This window comes from Anabaena sp. UHCC 0399 (genome assembly GCF_034931465.1).
Taxonomy (GTDB): Bacteria; Cyanobacteriota; Cyanobacteriia; order Cyanobacteriales; family Nostocaceae; genus Trichormus; species Trichormus minutissimus.
In genome coordinates, this window is record NZ_JAYGGZ010000002.1 from 39632 (window position 1) to 57870 (window position 18239).

The window sequence follows — 18239 nt, forward strand, 5'->3', positions numbered from 1 at the left end:
TGATTTTTCTACGACAAAGAATAATAGGCGATCAATTCAGTCTAACCTCAGGTACTCTATTCCGTCAGCTGGAGATGCGATGTACCGCAGGCAATACAGTCCTTTGGTACAGGTGAAAGCGATCGCCATAGCTGAGGATATGCAGACGTAAATTATGCACTGTTAACGGTTCATTAGCACCAACGTGGGGTTCGTTGGTGTGGGTAAGTTCTGTGGGATCGACAATAGTGACACTGCCTTTGCCCATTACCTGTAGCCAACCATCACGTTCAAATACAGCACAAGTATCTTCATCGATGCCAATTCCTAGTCTATCGGGATGAGCCGCCACCGCGCTAATGAGGCGACCCATGCGATTGCGATTGTGAAAGTGTTGGTCAACAATGACTTCAGGAATTAATCCCAAACCGGTCGCCATATCAACTAGGGAACGATTTGGTGTTTCACCACTCCCACCACCAGCAATCATGTGATGCCCCATAACGGCTGCTCCAGCACTTGTGCCTGCTAGAGTCAGTTGTCCGCCTCGCACCCGCTTACGGATAATTTCCATAGCTGGCGTATCTGACAATACACCACACAGTCGCAGTTGGTCGCCCCCGGTCAAAAATACCCCGCTACAGGCTTCTAGGGATTCTTTCACATGGGAAGATTCACACTGTTCCCGTTCACGAATGTCTAAAATCTCGACCTTTTCAGCCCCCATTTCTTCAAAAATGCGGATGTACCGACCACCGATAATCGCGGGTTCGCGGGAAGCGGATGGAATAATTGTAATATAGGCCTTACTTGCACCAGAACGTCCAAAAAAAGTTCTCAGGATGTCTCGTCCATGAACTTTATCTTCTGCGCCTCCGATTACCAGAACGGCGGTTTTTGTAGCTTGGGGTGTCCTCATTTCCAGCGATTTAGCTTTTAATTCCGGCATTGTGTTTCTCCTGTCAACAACTTCAGAAGCCATCGCCTTGGACAGGTTTCCCGGCTTGTGGCGAATGGCGTGTGAATTTAACAAGGTTGATGAGCCTGATAGTTCCTGCACTTTGTTTTTTACTAAGGACACTGCATTCGACCCACAAGAAGCCTTATTATTCTGGTGTTCTTTGCCGTTCCTCAAAGCCAGTGCCTTGTTTTTCACCTGTCCACTTTTTCCAGACTGGCTTAATTGTGCTTCAGGGCTGTGTTCACCCCTGGCGTTAGGGATTAGGTTTCTCCTCTGGGTTTGGGGTGAGCAGGTCTTTACACACATTTTCTGAGGCTGGCCTGATGCATCCTGGAAGTTGTTAACTTAGTCAGATTATTTATTTAAATCTAGTTGTGACAACATTTAAACATAAATTAAGTAACTAGAAAAACTTTTGAGTCTAGCAAAAACCAAGAGTTCTAAGACTTTTAGATACTATTGATAAAGCCTATATGTAGTTTTACCCTACAATTGCAGCTTGTGTTTGATAGACATTCAAATTTAAGATTAGTGTTCTTGAATACGAATTACTGTGCGTTTTGATATAGTTACACTTTTTCCTGACTGTTTTACCTCAGTGCTAAATTCTGGTCTGCTAGGTAAAGCCCTCGCCAAACAAATTGCCCTGGTGAATTTAGCTAATCCTAGGGACTTCACTACTGACAAGCACCGGAAGGTAGATGACGAACCCTATGGTGGTGGTGTAGGGATGCTGATGAAGCCAGACCCAATTTTTAGGGCGGTAGAATCTTTACCAGTTCTACCGCGCCGCGAGATTATTTTAATGAGTCCGCAAGGTCAAACCATCAATCAACCTCTGTTGCGAGAATTGTCAAGCAATTATGACCAATTAGTAGTAATCTGCGGGCATTACGAAGGGGTAGATGAGCGGGTACTGCATCTTGTCACCCGTGAGGTGTCCTTGGGGGATTTCATCCTTACCGGGGGCGAAATCCCGGCGATGGCGTTGATTAATGGTGTGGTGCGTCTCTTACCGGGGACTGTGGCGAAAACAGAGTCTTTAACAGCCGAAAGTTTTGAAGAGGGATTGTTAGATTATCCCCAATATACGCGTCCTGCCAACTTTCGTGGCTGGAAAGTCCCTGATGTTTTACTATCTGGAAATCACGCCGCGATCGCAAAATGGCGTTACGAACAACAAATTAAAAAAACTAGCGATCGCCGTCCCGATTTGCTCTCAAAATGGCAACAAGAGAAGAGGCAAGGTGGCAGGGGAGCAGAGGGGCAGGGAGAGTAGGAAAACACAACCAATGCCCAATCACCATTCACTACTGACTACTGCTTATGAACATCCGAATTGGTAATGGCTACGATATACATCAACTGGTGAGCGATCGCGCTTTAATTTTGGGAGGAGTCCAAATTCCCCATGAACTCGGTTTATTAGGACATAGTGATGCAGATGTACTAACTCACGCCATTATGGACGCTATGCTGGGGGCATTATCTTTAGGGGATATTGGCCATTATTTCCCCCCCACTGATCCCCAATGGGCAGGGGCAGATAGTTTAGTTTTGTTAAGTCAAGTCCATCAGTTAATTCGGGATCAAGGCTGGCAAATAGGCAATATTGACTCGGTGGTAGTTGCTGAACGTCCTAAATTGAAGCCCCATATTAAAACAATGCGTGACAAAATAGCAGATGTTTTAAAATTACAACCTAATCAAGTAGGTATTAAAGCTACCACCAACGAAAAATTAGGCCCCGTAGGACGAGAAGAGGGGATATGCGCTTATGCTGTAGTTCTGCTATTAGCTGCGGATTAACTTAATTTCAATCAAGGATTTTGCATCCCTAGCAAAATAATTAAATTAACAATCTAAGATTATGGCATTTACTAGTAATATCATTACTCTAATTAAACGTTTTTGGATACTGATAATTCTGGCTGCATTCACAGCAGTTACAGTTGCAGCTTGTAACCCAGCAAATTTTAAAAGTTCAGCAGCACAAATACCACAATTAGTAACCAGTATTCTTAGTGATCCTAAGACTTTTAATTTTGCCCTAAGTTCTGAATCTCCTAATGTTTTTGGATATATCTATGAAGGCTTAATTACCGAAAACTATGAAACCGGTGAAGTTGAGCCAGCATTAGCAGAATCCTGGCAAGTTTCTGATGATAAATTGAAAATAGTATTTACTCTACGTGATGGCTTGAAATGGTCTGATGGACAACCACTCACAGTAGACGATGTGATATTTACTTACAATGAAATTTACTTTAATGAAGCCATTCCCACAGATATTAGAGACGTAATGAGAATTGGTGAAAGTCGTAAGCTTCCAACTGTAAGTAAAGTCGATAGTCGTCGAGTAGAATTTACTGTTCCCGAACCATTTGCACCATTTTTGCGGAGTTCCACAAGCGCACCCATTTTACCAGCCCATGCCCTGCGAGAATCGGTACAGAAAAAAGATGCAGAAGGTAAGCCGACATTTCTCCAAAAATGGGGCGTTGATACACCGCCTAATCAAATTGTAGGCAACGGTATTTATACATTAGAACGCTATGACACCAGTGAACGTGTAGTTTTTCGCCGCAATCCTTACTACTGGCGCAAAGGGGCTAAAGGTGAACAACAGCCATATATAGAACGGATAGTATGGCAAATTGTAGAATCCACAGATACTTCTTTATTGCAATTTCGCTCTGGTGGTTTAGATAGTGTGGGTGTATCACCAGATTATTTTTCCTTGCTCAAGCGACAAGAGAAACAAGGTAAATTCAAAATTTATAATGGTGGACCAGCGACGGGTACTAGCTTTGTCCTGTTCAATTTGAATAAAGGGAAAAGAAACGGTAAACCATTAATTGATCCTATTAAATCTCGTTGGTTTAATACTGTTGAATTCCGTCAAGCAGTAGCTTATGCAATTGACCGTCAAACCATGATTAATAATACTTTTCGTGGGTTGGGTCAAACACAAGATTCCCCAATTTCTGTGCAGAGTCCCTATTATCTTTCACCAAAAGAGGGATTAAAAGTCTACGATTACAATTTAGAAAAAGCAAAACAACTGTTATTAAAAGCTGGGTTTAAATACAATACCCAAGGTCAATTATTAGATGCTCAAGGTAATCGGGTGCGCTTTACATTGCTCACAAATGCTGGGAACAAAATTCGTGAAGCAATGGGATCACAAATTCAACAAGACTTGAGCAAAATTGGTATCCAAGTCGATTTCACTCCCTTGGCATGGAATACTTATACAGATAAGCTGGCTAACACATTAGATTGGGAAGCTTCTTTATTGGGTTTGACTGGTGGTTTAGAACCGAATGATGGGGCTAATGTTTGGTCTCCTGAAGGTGGATTACATATGTTTAATCAAAAACCCCAAGTTGGACAAAAACCGATTGAAGGTTGGGAAGTATCACCTTGGGAAACGAAAATTGGTCAATTATATATTCAAGCCGCAAGAGAGTTAGACGAAGCCAAGCGCAAAGAAATTTATGCAGAAACACAAAGAATAACTCAGGAAAATTTACCATTTATTTATTTGGTAAATCCCTATGCCTTATCAGCAGTACGCGATCGCTTTTCTGGCATTAAATTCTCAGCTCTAGGTGGTGCTTTCTGGAATCTCTATGAAATAAAAATTGTTGAGTAAGGCTGTCACCTGTCACCTGTCCCCTGTCACCTATCCCCTAAAATTTACCGTGACTCAAACTGAAACTTTGCGATCGCTCTTAGAGGCGGTTGCCAATGGCAAAGTTACCCCAGAGATGGCTTTAGAGTCTCTCAAAGACTTAGCCTATGAACCCGTGGGCGAGTTTGCCAAAATAGACCATCACCGTCATCTCAGAACTGGTTTTCCGGAAGTAATTTGGGGGCCTGGTAAAACCCCAGAACAAATTGCCCAAATTATGGAGGTCATGCGCCAACGCAATCCTGTAGTGATGGCTACCCGTATTGAACCCAAAGTTTATACGCTATTGCAACCAAAAATTCGGGGTTTACGCTACTACGAACAAGCACGAATTTGTGCAATTGTGCCGCCTGACATTGAACCACAGTTTGAGGGAGTTATTGGTATTCTATCTGCGGGTACTGCTGACTTACCCGTTGCAGAAGAAGCCGCAGTTACGGCTGAACTTTCTGGTTTTCGTGTACAGCGTCTTTGGGATGTGGGCGTGGCTGGGATTCACCGTTTGTTAAGTAATCGCCATCTCCTGGAGTCAGCATCAGTATTAGTTGTAGTCGCAGGGATGGAAGGTGCTTTACCCAGTGTAGTTGCGGGTTTAGCTAATTGTCCTGTGATTGCTGTGCCTACCAGTGTGGGTTATGGTGCTAGTTTTGGCGGGTTAGCACCACTATTAACAATGCTCAATTCCTGTGCTGCTGGGGTGGGGGTAGTCAATATTGATAACGGTTTTGGTGCAGCAGTGTTGGCGGGGCAGATTTTGCGAACAGCCGAGAAATTACGGATGGCATCAGCTACATCTTGAGTTATGACAGCGAGTGATTAGGGAGTGGGGACTGGGGAGTGGGTGAATTACTTAATCTCTAAACTTTAATTTCTATCCCTAATTATTAACTTAATGAATTACTCAAGATGAACTACTTAAGTGATTTAATATCTCAAAATTTTTGGGATCTACCTATTAATTTAACTGTGTTGGCACAAAATGTTACTGATCCTGACGTTGTAGGTCAGATGCAGAAAGTTTGGACTCACTTTGTCAAGTCAGGTCAAATTTGGGCATTGTTAATTGGCTTGGTAATTGGCTATATCTTTAGAAACCTAACTAAGTACGGTTGACATGAGTAGGGAGTAGGAAGTAGGGGTGTAATACTAATTCAAAATTCAAAATTCAAAATTAAGGAATTTTTGACTTTTGACTTTTTTATGCCCCAATCCCCAATTCTCAATATTTCTATGACCGGAAAACAAACGTGGAGTCAGAGGTTTGAATCAGCGTTGCATCCAGCGATCGCTCTTTTTAATGCCAGTATAAGTTTTGACATACAATTAATAGAATACGACCTCACAGGCTCTCAAGCTCATGCCCAAATGTTGGCGCATACGGGGATTATTTCCTCGCAAGAAGGAGAGCAACTGGTTGCAGGTTTAGAACAAATTCGCCAAGAATACCGCCAAGGGCAATTTCAACCGGGGATTGATGCGGAAGATGTCCACTTTGCTGTAGAACGGCGGTTAACAGAAATTGTCGGTGATGTGGGAAAAAAACTACACACTGCGCGATCACGTAATGACCAAGTAGGTACAGATACTCGGCTATATTTACGTGACCAAATTCAACAAATTCAGCAGTATTTACGGGACTTTCAACGGGTTTTACTAGACATCGCTGAACAGAATGTAGAAACCCTTATTCCTGGTTATACCCACCTGCAACGCGCCCAACCCCTGAGTTTAGCTCATCACTTGTTGGCATACTTTCAGATGGCACAACGAGACTGGGAACGCCTAGGAGATGTTTATCGCCGCGTGAATATTTCACCTTTGGGGTGTGGGGCTTTAGCGGGGACGACATTTCCCATTGACCGTCATTACACAGCCGAATTATTGCATTTTGATGGTATTTATGCTAACAGCTTAGATGGAGTGAGCGATCGCGATTTTGCCGTTGAATTTTTGTGTGCTGCTAGCCTGATTATGGTTCACCTCAGTCGGCTATCTGAGGAAATGATTCTTTGGGCATCTGAGGAATTTCGCTTTGTCACCCTTAAAGATAGCTGTGCTACAGGTTCTAGTATCATGCCGCAAAAGAAAAACCCCGATGTACCAGAATTAGTGCGGGGCAAAACCGGCAGGGTATTCGGTCATCTTCAAGCAATGCTGGTAATTATGAAAGGATTACCCCTGGCATATAACAAAGACTTGCAAGAAGACAAAGAAGGGTTATTTGATAGCGTTAATACTATTAAAGCTTGCCTGGAAGCCATGACTATTTTGCTGCGAGAAGGCTTAGAATTTCGTACTCAACGCCTAGCTGAAGCTGTAACAGAAGACTTTTCTAATGCAACCGATGTCGCAGATTATTTGGCAGCAAGAGGAGTTCCCTTCCGAGAAGCCTATAATCTTGTCGGTAAAGTGGTCAAAACCAGCATTGCCGCAGGTAAACTCTTAAAAGATTTAACCCTAGAAGAGTGGCAACAACTGCACCCAGCCTTTGCATCAGATATATATACAGCCATATCTCCTCATACCGTTGTAGCAGCTCGCAACAGTTACGGCGGTACTGGTTTTGATCAGGTAAATAAAGCACTTTTAGCTGCTCGTAGTCAAATATCTGAGTAACGGGACTAGGGACTAGGAATTTTAGATTAGATTTTGCGGAAAGTTCTGTAGGCTGGTTTCCCAACCTAGGAACGCCACTTGCTACAAGCCGGGAAACCCTTCCAACGCAGTGGCTCAACTTTTCAAGACGGATTTTAGATTTTGGATTGAATAATCTAAAATCCACTCATTGAAAGGCTGGGGATTGGGGATTGGGGTTTAATCTAAAATCCAAAATCCACTCATTGAATTGCCCCATGCCCACAAAAAATTAAGGACGTACTAAAAGTACGCCCCCACAACTAAAACACTCACAGAAGTTCAGGTTCAGAAGGTAGCTTATTCAGCATCAATTGTTGCTGCGCCCTCATCTTCCTCACTCTTAGGTGGTCTTTGTTGGAATCTTCTCTGCATTTTTCCGGTTGTAGTCCGTTTACGAAACTTTCTGGCGTATGCCTGGTTCCGTAGCGCCTTTTCTTTTTTCGGGTTACGGCGCTTTGCCATGTTCACCTCATGAATAAACAACAAAAAGAGCGGCTAGGCATCTGGTACACAATTGGTACACAATATCAGCTACTGGTGTTATTGATACGATTTTAGCCTAGCTTACAACTGTATATACTTTAAACAGCATACTATGATACCGTATTTAATTGAATAATGTCAATATTTCCCAATGCAAGGGAATTTTCACACTAAAAAATTAAAATAAATTCTCAAAATTTATCAAAAATCAATATATTGTGTGTGGTAAGACTATATATACTTTGTGAAGATACCAATTCCCAGTCATTCTTAATAATCAAAAAAAATTGGGTTTTGAATTATCATGGTTTCCAAAAACTATAGTGAATTCATATAGTGTAGCTATAGATATTATACATGGCAGGTATTTTTAATTATATAAAACTCATATTTTATTTTTGTGAAGCTAGTACCGCAAGGCAAAATTCAAAATTCAATGATTTGGAATGGTTTGTTTACACTGCCCTGTACTAAATACAATCTCAATAAGCTGCTTTAAAGTTACCTATACTTCTCACTTCTGCCCTAACTATGCAAGTAATTTTAGTTATTCAATTAGATACCTATAGAATATTTTTCTGATTTAAATATGTACTTTTAAATTTTATTAACCAGAATTTAACAAATGCTATTAATCCAGCATTATAAAATATTCATTGATAATTAATTTCCAAAAAGACGAGACAAAAATAATTTTGGCTCGGAAAGATACATACAAGGAAAACGTTTGCAAATCAATAGTGAAGTTGATATTGTAGGAAAATATGGTTAAAATATACCCTTAAACAACAATCATATTTGTTTACAGCAAAATTCAACTCTTTAAATAGTTGAAGTTATGCAGGTGACAGGTGATTAAAGAACACAATATAAACATTTTCAGATTGAACGTTCTTGCTCTTTTTGCGGCACCCATCCAATCCGCACGTAGTCTGTGGCGTATTGGACAAACTGTACTAGGTATTATTTTCCGTCATCCGATTACAGGAACTAGTATCATCCCGATATTACCTGACGGACGAATTGTATTAATCCGGCGGCGCGACGATGGTCTTTGGGCATTGCCTGGGGGCATGGTGGACTGGGGAGAAGATATCCCCAGTACAGTCCACCGGGAATTAATGGAAGAAACTGGACTGGAAGTATCACAAATTAAGCGATTAGTGGGGGTTTACTCTTCTCCAGACCGTGATCCCAGAATCCATTCAATTTGCGTGGTAGTGGAAGCGGAGGTCGAGGGGAAAATGGTAATTCAGGATGAATTGGAAGTCATGGAAATCCAAGCTTTCCCTCCTGATGCCCTACCTTCAGAACCGATGTCTCATGACCACTCGCGCCAGCTACGAGACTATTTGCATGGCTTAACAACGCTAGCTTGAAAATAGTTATGAGTGTTGAGTTCTGAATCATTGCGAATACAATTCCCAGTGGGTTGCATAAAAATATGTAGAATTTTAGGTTAAAATTAGCAACTTGGATTTATGCGAAAAAATCTAATTTCAAACCTAAAACTCGCTATATTGGGTTGTTAAATCAAGATGGATACGCTGTTACGTAACGCCCGGAGAAAGCTATCTCAAGGGCTATTATTCTGGCGTGAAGCTGGGGAAGGGATTCCTATCGTTTTGTTACATGGCAATTGGCATGAAAGTAGCCAATGGGTATCTGTAATGGAGTTACTTGCTAAAGATTTCCATTGCTTTGCCCCAGATTTATTAGGGTTTGGGGAGTCTGAACATCCCAACATTCATCACTCAATTGATTTACAAGTGGAATGTATTGCTGAGTTTCTGGAAGCATTGAAATTAGAAAAAGTATACTTAGTAGGGCATTCCCTTGGGGGTTGGATTGCGGCTAGTTACGCCCTAAAATATCCAGAGCAAGTTGATAAGTTAGTCTTGATAGCACCGGAGGGTGTGAAAATTCCAGGACAGGAGGCTTATTGGCAAAAGATGCAGAAGTTAGTTAAAAGATCGCCACTATTTTTTAAGATACTGCGATCGCTGCGTTTTATCACTAAGATTTTTGGACTACACGAGAAAATCGAACAGGATTGGCAAACACGCCAAAAGATAATAAAACACCCTACAGCTTGCCAATTATTATTTCAACGACAAGCACCAGAAATTACGGCGGAATTATTACAAAGTCTATTACATAAAATAGAAGTTCCGGTGTTGATTTTACAAGGAAGTAAAGATTCTCCTGATGCTTTAGTTCGCAGTGAAGTTTACAGTAAACTTATTCCTCAAGTGGAATTGAAAATGATTTCTCATGCTACTGATGATTTACCAAAATCTTGTGCTGGTGTTGTGGCTGGAGATATTCGAGAGTTTGTTTTTGGGAATCGCAAATGAATCAATTCAAAATTCTTGCATTAAAGACAGCCCCCACATTTGCGCAGCATCCCTCAAGGAGGGGTGGGGTTCTTGTATCTTAACTAAAGCGAGAACCGCTATATTACTATTTTTTGCATTCCCCAAAAGATTAAATTTGGTTCTACTATTAAACGTGCGGCTATTTCAGGATATAAGGCTTGTAGATAGTTTAATAGTAAAGTGCGATCGCCTCCTTTTATCGCCACTTTTCCATTCGGAAATAATTGCCACCAATCCGTAAGAAAATCTTTAATTCCAGCCAATAAAGTATAAATCACACCGCTTTGAATTGCCTCTGGTGTATTTAGCGCAAAACGTTGAGGTAAAGATTGAATTGCTTCTATACTTAATTGGGGTAATTGGCCAGTTTTTTGACCTAAGCTCGCCAATTGTAAACCCACCCCCGGCAAAATCGCACCACCAACTAAACACTGTTCAGCATCTGCACCTGTAAAAGTTAGTGCTGTTCCCGCATCAATTACCAACATCGGAAAACCCCAAGTCATCCCCGCACCCCACAAAGCCAAAGCGCGGTCAATTCCCAGGGTGGGATATATATTTTTGAGGGGTATTTGATCTAAAGTAGTTACGTGAACATTGGGGTAAGTTTGCCAAAATGCAGTTTGCTTCGGTACTACAGAGGCGATGACAATAGGGAGTGCTGTTAGCCGTAGCGCGGCGTTTAGCCAGTGCTGAGTCACCGAAGTTTTCCCAGAGGGAGACCCTCCTTGCAACTTCTCGCTGTTAGCCGTAGCGCGGCGTTTAGCCAGTGCTGAGCCATTTAATGTTTCACGGTGAGCCAACATCTGTATAACTGACTCAGGTAAATAATCAGTATCCCACGTACAATCAAGGGATTCATCTGTGAATAAAGCCCAATGCAGCCGGGAATTGCCAATTTCCAAGGCTAACCATATATTCTCAGTGTATGTTGGGTGTTGGTACGGTTTCACACTTTTGATTTTTTTAACTTATCTATAGATTTTTTAATAAAAGTTAACAAACAACCCGTGTCACAATAGGACTAGAGGAATAAATACTCATTGTGTTAAGGAGATAGTTATGGTAGCAGTAACCGATAAAACTGAAAAACGGCTGACCATACAGACTGGAGAAATTGCTGAAAATACTACAGCAATTCGTTCTCTAGATTGGGATCGCGATCGCTTTGATATTGAGTTTGGTTTACAAAACGGTACTACCTATAACTCATTTCTGATACGCGGTGAGCAAACAGCCTTAGTTGATACCTCCCATGAAAAGTTCCGTAAACTATATTTTGATACTCTCACAGGCTTAATCAATCCTACAGATATCGATTATTTGATTATTAGCCACACCGAGCCAGACCATAGTGGCTTAGTCAAAGATTTGTTACAGATGTCTCCAGATATTACAATTGTGGGTTCTAAAGTGGCAATCCAATTTCTGGAAGATTTGGTACATCGGCCATTTAAGCGGAAGATTGTCAAAAATGGCGATCGCTTGGATTTAGGCAACGGTCACGAAATGGAATTTGTGATTGCCCCCAATTTACACTGGCCTGACACAATATTCAGTTTCGACCACAAAACCCAAATCCTTTACACTTGCGATGCTTTCGGAATGCACTACTGCTCTGATAGCACCTTTGACGAAGACTTGAAAACCATTGAAGCTGATTTTCACTACTATTATGAATGCTTGATGGGGCCAAATGCGCGGTCAGTGTTATCTGCCTTGAAGCGGATGGGAGAATTACCGAGTGTGAAAATGGTCGCTACCGGTCACGGGCCATTACTGTCCCATCACGTTGAAGAACTAATTGGACGTTACCGTAAATGGAGTCAAACCCAAAGCAAAGCAGAAACAACCGTTGGCGTATTTTACGTTTCCGAATATGGCTATAGCGATCGCCTCGCCCAAACTATAATCAACGGTATTAGCAAAACAGGCGTAGCCGTAGAAGTAGTAGATTTGGGTTCAGCCGTAGACTTACAAGAACTACGCGAACTAGTCGGACGTTGCGCTGGGCTAGTCATTGGGATGCCTCCTGCTGCCGGTGCTGCCAGCATTCAAGCCGCACTGAGTACAGTTTTAGGTTCTGCCAAAGAGAAACAGGCCATAGGCATATTTGAAACAGGCGGCGGCGATGATGAACCCATCGATCCTTTACTAAGTAAATTCCGCAATTTGGGTTTAACAACGGTTTTTCCGGAGATTCGGATTAAACAAACACCCACAGAAAACACCTATAAACAGTGTGAAGAAGCAGGTACAGACTTAGGACAGTGGGTAACACGCGATCGCAGCATTAAAGCCATGAAGTCCCTAGGTGCTGATTTAGACAAAGCCCTGGGAAGAATTAGCGGTGGACTATATATTATTACCGCCAAAAAAGGCGAAGTCTCTAGCGCGATGCTAGCTTCGTGGGTGAGTCAAGCCAGCTTCAAACCATTAGGATTATCCATTGCAGTCGCCAAAGATAGAGCGATTGAATCACTAATGCAAGTAGGCGATCGCTTCGTCCTCAATGTCTTAGAAGAAGGCAACTATCAAATCCTCATGCGGCACTTCCTCAAACGATTTACCCCTGGTGCAGACAGATTTGAAGGAGTCAGAACCCAACCCGCCGAAAACGGTACACCCATCCTCACCGATGCCTTAGCTTACATGGAATGCGAAGTGCAAAGCAGAATGGACTGCGGCGACCATTGGGTAGTATACAGCACAGTTTACACCGGACGAGTTTCTAAACCTGAAGCTCTAACAGCCGTTCACCACCGCAAAGTCGGAAACCACTACTAAAAAACAAGTTTGTAGTAAGGACTTTAGTCCTTAGAAAAATTAGGACTGTACCGCAAGCGGAACCCGAAGGGTTTTGATCATGGCGATCGCTGTTTTCTTAGTGGAATTTGGCGATCGCCTTTATTTATGTCTTGCTATCAAAGCATAATTTTATACTTACTAACACATAAAGCAAAAATTTTTGAGGAATTTTCAAGTTTTGATAGAGCAAAACAGTATCATTGCTTAACATAATGAAACTGGATAAATTCATTTAGCAAGTCATGAATATTTCTTGTTAATACGTAGGCAAAACCTGATATAATTAATCATAAATAATCAGCATATTTATATATTTTCGTGAAACGTGACTCTATTTATTACCAAATTTTCAAACGATTTCCAGCCTTAATATTTGAAATCATTGATAACCACCCCGCACAGGCGCAAAACTATCGATTTGAATCAGTGGAAGTAAAAGAAACCGCCTTTCGCATTGATGGTGTTTTTTTACCACCAGAAAACGCAACATCTAGAGTTATCTTTTTTGCCGAAGTTCAATTTCAGAAAGATGAAAGTCTTTATCATCGCTTTTTTACCGAGTCGCTGACCTATTTGTACCGCAATCAATCTCAATACGATGATTGGTACTGTGTAGTAATATTTCCATCACGGAGTTTAGAGCCAAGTGATACAAGAACTCATCGCATATTTTTAAACAGCGACCAAGTGCAACGCATTTATTTAGATGAGTTAGGGACTGCTGATACTCTGCCAATCAGCATCAACTTAATGCAGTTAACAATTGCATCCTCTGAAAAAATGGCAGAGCAAGCCAAGCAACTAATTCAAAGGGTAAAATTAGAAGAAACAGGTACACTGCCGAAAACCGAAATCATCGAAATCATTACGACAATTGCTGTTTACAAGTTTTCGTCTTTGAGTAGAGAGGAAGTAGAAGCTATGCTAGGAATAACTTTAGAGCAAACAAGAGTATATCAGGAAGCCAAAGCTGAAGGTCGAGAAGAAGGTCGAGAAGAACTGTTGAAAGTTGCTGTCCCACTGTTACTAAAAACTGGGATGAGTGTAGAACAGATTGCTCAACAATTTAATATTGCTGTGGAATCTGTGGAGAAATACAGGTAGAACGTTCTACCACAGACGCGAAAGTTTTGCTCACTATGACAAAATGTGTGCTGTTTACAAGTTTTCGTCTTTGAGTAGAGATAGTGGAAGCTATGCTAGGAATAACTTTAGAACAAACGAGAGTATATCAGGAAGCCAAAGCTGAGGGTCGAAAACAGGGTCTAGAAGAAGGTCGAAAACAGGGCCTAGAAGAAGGTCGAAAAGAACAGGAAGCTGAACTGTTGCCAGTTATCGTTCCACTGTTACTGAAAATTGGGATGAGTGTAGAAGATATTGCTCAACAACTCAATGTTGCTGTGGAATCCGTGGAGAAATACAGATAAGATATACCCGTGATGAGTTATGGCGATCGCATTTCATCTTACCTAAATTTAGGGGTAAACTCGTTCTGTACAATTGACTAAACGGCCGCCAAGAGCGATCGCCATCACAGTTGGCGTATAAGTAATTTCACCCCTAGAATACATATATTAGCTTACTTATAGTTGATATATGACACTTGAGAGTTTCTTGATTGCTGTAGCTGGTGTACTTTGGACTAAAGCACAAGAGAAAACCGGCGAAAATATCGGTGATGTTTTATGGACTGCTCCGGGTAAGTTGATAGAATTGCTACGCCGAAAGAATAAAGCACCATCTCTTACCAGTAATGAACCGCAGCCATTAGATTATGGTCAAGCAGTATTAGAATTGACACAAGCAGCACAAGATCCCGAAATTGCTCAAGCTGTTGTGGATGTAGAAGCAGCAGTTAATAATGACAAGTCTGAGGCTGCTAAGGAAATTAAAAATAAAGCAGCAGAAATCAAGTCTCACCCATCAGTTGTAAATAACTTTGCGAAGTTAGCAGAAGAAATTAAAGCAGAAAAAGGTGCAATGGTTGCTCAACAAATCAACATTAAGGAACAGAATAATACTTACAACTGACCAAAGTCGTCTCCAGGGGAGGAGGGGACAAAGTTAACTCCCGATGACTGGCGTGAAGTCTGTCGTGAAATAATTGCAGAACGGCGCAAGCTGACAACAAACCCTTTGACATCAACTGAAGGCGTTACACTGCAAGTTGATGATGTTTACGTACCACTGGGATTAGTTGAGCGTAAAAAACAGCCGAAGCCTCAAGGTGAAATTTCTCCAGAACAGGGTTCAGAACTGTATAAGGAGACAGAAATCACCAAAACATTTGAGCATGGTGCTTTTCTGAAAGAAGTTCTCAAACAGCAGAACACGCCGAAAAGTAAGGGTAGGCGAATTGCAATTATTGGTGAACCAGGCGCAGGAAAGACAACGCTGTTACAGCAGATTGCTAACTGGGTATCTCGTGAGATTCCCCAGTCGATTGTTATTTGGCTATCTTTAGCAGATTTACAAGAACAAAAATTAGAGGAATATCTGTTAGGGACTTGGCTAACTGCTGCTGTGAGGAAAAAAGGGAAATCTGAACCTACTCAGCAACAGAAAGATGATTTTGTTGCTTTATTTAATCAAAAAAATGTCTGGTTGCTGCTAGATGGATTAGATGAAATGTCCGCAGCTTCAGGTAATCCGCTAACAGAAATTTCACGCCAATTTCGGGAATCAGGGTTTATTTCTCAAGCGCGAATTGTCTTAACTTGTCGGGTTAATTTGTGGGATGGTGGCATCAATGCACTTGATAATTTTGATATCTATCGCACGTTAGATTTTTCTTATCCACAACAAGTAGAGAAATTTATTCACAAATGGTTTGCGGCTATTCCCGAAGCTGGGAAGCAGTTATGCACTGCTTTGAAAGAACCAGGTAAAGAACGGATTCAGGATTTAGTGAAAAATCCTCTGCGGTTGACGCTATTGTGTTTTAATTGGCAATCAGGAGATGGCAAGTTACCAGAGACGCAAGCGGGACTGTATCAGCGATTTGTTGATGATTTTTGCAAATGGAAAAAAGATGAATTTCCTACAACATATCGCCAAGAGCAGCAACTCAATATCAAATTAGGTGAATTAGCGAAAACAGCCATAGATAAAGAAGCAACCCGTTTTCGCTTGCGTCAGGATTTTGTTACTCAGTTTTTGGGTGACGCTGAGGATGAAAATTCGCTGTTTAGATTGGCACTAAATCGTGGTTGGTTAAATCAGGTAGGGATAGATACAAATAGAAAACCTGTTTACGCTTTTTTTCATGCTTCATTTCAAGAATACTTTGCAGCTAAGGCAATTGATGACTGGCATTTTTTCATACCTCGTAACCACAAAAATAAGCCTGTTAATAATAAAAAATATCGCATCTTTGAACCGCAGTGGAAGCAAACAATATTACTTTGGTTAGGGCGAGAAGAAGAAAATATCAAACAGCAAAAGCAACAGTTTATTGATGCTTTAGTAAACTTTAAAGATGGGTGTGGTAAGTGGAATAGAAAAGATATAGATATAGATAAAGGTTTTTATGAATATCGCGCTTACTTCTTAGCTGCTGTAGGCATTGCAGAGTTTAGAGAATATTCTAGAGCAGATGAAATAGTAGCGCAAATTATCAAATGGGGCTTTGGTTATTTATCAAAAAGGCAAAAGTGGGTGACATTTATTTATCCAATTCAAGAGAAAGCTAGAGCAACAATACAAGAGACAGAACGGACAAAAGCTATTGATGGCTTGGTAGAGTCAATTACTAATATCAATATAGATGACGATACTAAACTTTCAGTAGTAGTCAGCTTGAGTAAAATTGGCTCTGGCAATTCAAAAGCAATTGATGGCTTGGTCAAGTTAATAAATAATCCACAAGTTGATCCTTTTACACAAATACAAACAGCATATAGCTTATGTCAAATTGAACCCAACAACTCAACAGCAATTACTACCTTGGTCAATTTAATTCATAACCTACAAGTTGATTATGCTATTCACTGGCAAGCAGCAGAGTGTTTAGGGCTAATTGACCATGACAAGAAAATGGCAATTAATATCTTAGTAAAATTAATTAGGGACTCCCAGCTTAGTGATGATTTGAAATGGGAAATAGCAGAGAGTTTAGGGCTAATTGACCCTGGTAATACAACGGCAATTACTACCTTGGTCGAGATAATTGGTAATCCAAATGAAGTTGGCTATACTATCCAATGGCAAGCAGCACAGAGCTTGAAGAACATTGCCTTCGGCATCCCAACGGCAATGATTGGCTTGAGCAAGTTAATCTGCGACTCACAGATAGATGATGAGACTAAATGGCTCGTAGCAGATAGCTTAAATCAAATTTATCCTGGTAGTCACACAGCAATAGATACTTTAATACAGTTAATCAACGACCCAAAAGTTGATGCTGAGATACAATTGCGTGCAGCATTCAGCTTAGGTCAAATTGACATTGGCAAGCAAATAGCGATTACTGCTTTGGTCAATCTAATCGGTAATTCAAAAATTCATGATTTGACCCAAGTGGAAGCAGCAGATAGCTTAGGTCAAATTGACATTGGCAACAAAATGGCAATTACTACCTTGGCCAACTTAATTCGTAACCCAAAAGTAGATTCCTTGAGTTCCTTTATAAAAGGACAAGCTGCGGTTAGGTTAGGTCAAATTGCCTTTGGCAGTCAAATAGCAATCGCTGCTTTAGTCCAGTTAACTCAAAACCCACATATAAATTTTTTGACCCAAGTGCAAGCAGCATTTAGCTTAGGGTTAATCAACCCTGGCAACAAAATTGCGATTTCTACCTTGGTGCAACTGCTGCTATCAAAAGATGTGGATGAGGACACCCGTAGCGATGCAGCAGAAAGCTTAGGGGGAATACTACAAAATAATCAGCATCGCTTTGAGGTAGTCAAAGCTGTTAGTGGTTATCTGCAATTAAATAATAATCGCTACAGTGTCTTGTGGAAATGCGCCCAGAATATGCCTTACCCCGATTTCTATCAAGCTTGGCATCAGCATAATTTTGCCACTCGCACCATGCGAAGCTTAAAGCAAATCCTCTTCACCAGAATTATTTAAGCACTTTTGCCGTAGCGACGTTACAAATAGCTATTTAACGCGATGTGCGACTTATTCTTGAAACCCCTCTCCATAGCTTGCGTCTCTTACGAGACGCTACCGCGAACTCGTAGAGTATCTCTCCCCTGCAAGGCTACTGTGTACACACAAGTCTTTTAGAGTTAGTCGATACATTCACAATGTCAGGTAATACATTCACAACGTCGGGCAATACATTCACAAC

Annotated in this window: 14 protein-coding genes and 1 pseudogene; 13 read left to right on the forward strand and 2 right to left on the reverse strand. The window is 41.2% G+C overall.

Annotated elements, in window-relative coordinates; translation table 11 throughout:
• Window positions 1-64: 64 nt before the first annotated feature.
• A complete protein-coding gene (locus VB693_RS01140) occupies window positions 65-928 on the reverse strand; it encodes a cyanophycinase (RefSeq protein WP_190709687.1) in 864 nt (287 codons plus the stop codon).
• Between the two features lie 565 nt (window positions 929-1493).
• Between VB693_RS01140 and trmD the strand changes: the two genes are divergently transcribed.
• The 8 genes from trmD to VB693_RS01180 all read left to right on the forward strand — a co-directional run bounded on the left by trmD (window position 1494) and on the right by VB693_RS01180 (window position 10114).
• A complete protein-coding gene (trmD, locus tag VB693_RS01145) occupies window positions 1494-2219 on the forward strand; it encodes a tRNA (guanosine(37)-N1)-methyltransferase TrmD (protein ID WP_190709653.1) in 726 nt (241 codons plus the stop codon).
• Window positions 2220-2266: 47 nt separating this feature from the next.
• Window positions 2267-2749, forward strand: coding sequence for a 2-C-methyl-D-erythritol 2,4-cyclodiphosphate synthase (ispF, locus tag VB693_RS01150; protein ID WP_190709651.1), 483 nt, complete (start codon window positions 2267-2269; stop codon window positions 2747-2749).
• 61 nt (window positions 2750-2810) lie between these two features.
• Entirely contained in the window at window positions 2811-4598 is a 1788-nt protein-coding gene (locus VB693_RS01155; RefSeq protein WP_323264698.1) for an ABC transporter substrate-binding protein, read from the forward strand.
• Window positions 4599-4647: 49 nt separating this feature from the next.
• Window positions 4648-5436 (forward strand): nickel pincer cofactor biosynthesis protein LarB, encoded by a 789-nt coding sequence (gene larB, locus VB693_RS01160; protein WP_323264699.1) that lies wholly within the window; start codon window positions 4648-4650, stop codon window positions 5434-5436.
• Between the two features lie 107 nt (window positions 5437-5543).
• Window positions 5544-5750 carry a hypothetical protein gene (locus tag VB693_RS01165; RefSeq protein ID WP_323264700.1) on the forward strand — a complete coding sequence of 69 codons (207 nt, stop codon included), beginning with the start codon at window positions 5544-5546 and terminating at the stop codon, window positions 5748-5750.
• A gap of 117 nt (window positions 5751-5867) precedes the next feature.
• The gene (gene argH / locus VB693_RS01170; RefSeq protein ID WP_323264820.1) at window positions 5868-7253 is read left to right on the forward strand and encodes an argininosuccinate lyase; all 1386 of its coding nucleotides are present in this window, start codon (window positions 5868-5870) and stop codon (window positions 7251-7253) included.
• 1388 nt (window positions 7254-8641) lie between these two features.
• Window positions 8642-9136 carry an NUDIX hydrolase gene (locus VB693_RS01175; protein WP_323264701.1) on the forward strand — a complete coding sequence of 165 codons (495 nt, stop codon included), beginning with the start codon at window positions 8642-8644 and terminating at the stop codon, window positions 9134-9136.
• A 159-nt stretch (window positions 9137-9295) separates the two neighbouring features.
• Window positions 9296-10114 (forward strand): alpha/beta hydrolase, encoded by an 819-nt coding sequence (locus VB693_RS01180; RefSeq protein WP_323264702.1) that lies wholly within the window; start codon window positions 9296-9298, stop codon window positions 10112-10114.
• A gap of 98 nt (window positions 10115-10212) precedes the next feature.
• Here VB693_RS01180 and VB693_RS01185 read toward each other — a convergent pair whose 3' ends face one another.
• Window positions 10213-11088: a pantothenate kinase gene (locus VB693_RS01185; RefSeq protein ID WP_323264703.1), complete on the reverse strand. Its 876-nt coding sequence runs from the start codon at window positions 11086-11088 to the stop codon at window positions 10213-10215.
• Window positions 11089-11197: 109 nt separating this feature from the next.
• Between VB693_RS01185 and VB693_RS01190 the strand changes: the two genes are divergently transcribed.
• The 5 genes and pseudogenes from VB693_RS01190 to VB693_RS01210 all read left to right on the forward strand — a co-directional run bounded on the left by VB693_RS01190 (window position 11198) and on the right by VB693_RS01210 (window position 18016).
• A complete protein-coding gene (locus VB693_RS01190; RefSeq protein WP_323264704.1) occupies window positions 11198-12922 on the forward strand; it encodes a diflavin flavoprotein in 1725 nt (574 codons plus the stop codon).
• 339 nt (window positions 12923-13261) lie between these two features.
• Window positions 13262-14047, forward strand: coding sequence for an Rpn family recombination-promoting nuclease/putative transposase (locus tag VB693_RS01195; protein ID WP_237988870.1), 786 nt, complete (start codon window positions 13262-13264; stop codon window positions 14045-14047).
• Between the two features lie 49 nt (window positions 14048-14096).
• Window positions 14097-14370, forward strand: a pseudogene (locus VB693_RS01200) (hypothetical protein); the annotation flags it as partial.
• A 169-nt stretch (window positions 14371-14539) separates the two neighbouring features.
• Complete coding sequence (locus VB693_RS01205; protein ID WP_323264706.1) at window positions 14540-14974, forward strand: hypothetical protein; 435 nt, start codon at window positions 14540-14542, stop codon at window positions 14972-14974.
• Window positions 14975-15079: 105 nt separating this feature from the next.
• The gene (locus tag VB693_RS01210) at window positions 15080-18016 is read left to right on the forward strand and encodes an NACHT domain-containing protein (RefSeq protein ID WP_323264707.1); all 2937 of its coding nucleotides are present in this window, start codon (window positions 15080-15082) and stop codon (window positions 18014-18016) included.
• The last annotated feature ends 223 nt before the right edge of the window (window positions 18017-18239 follow it).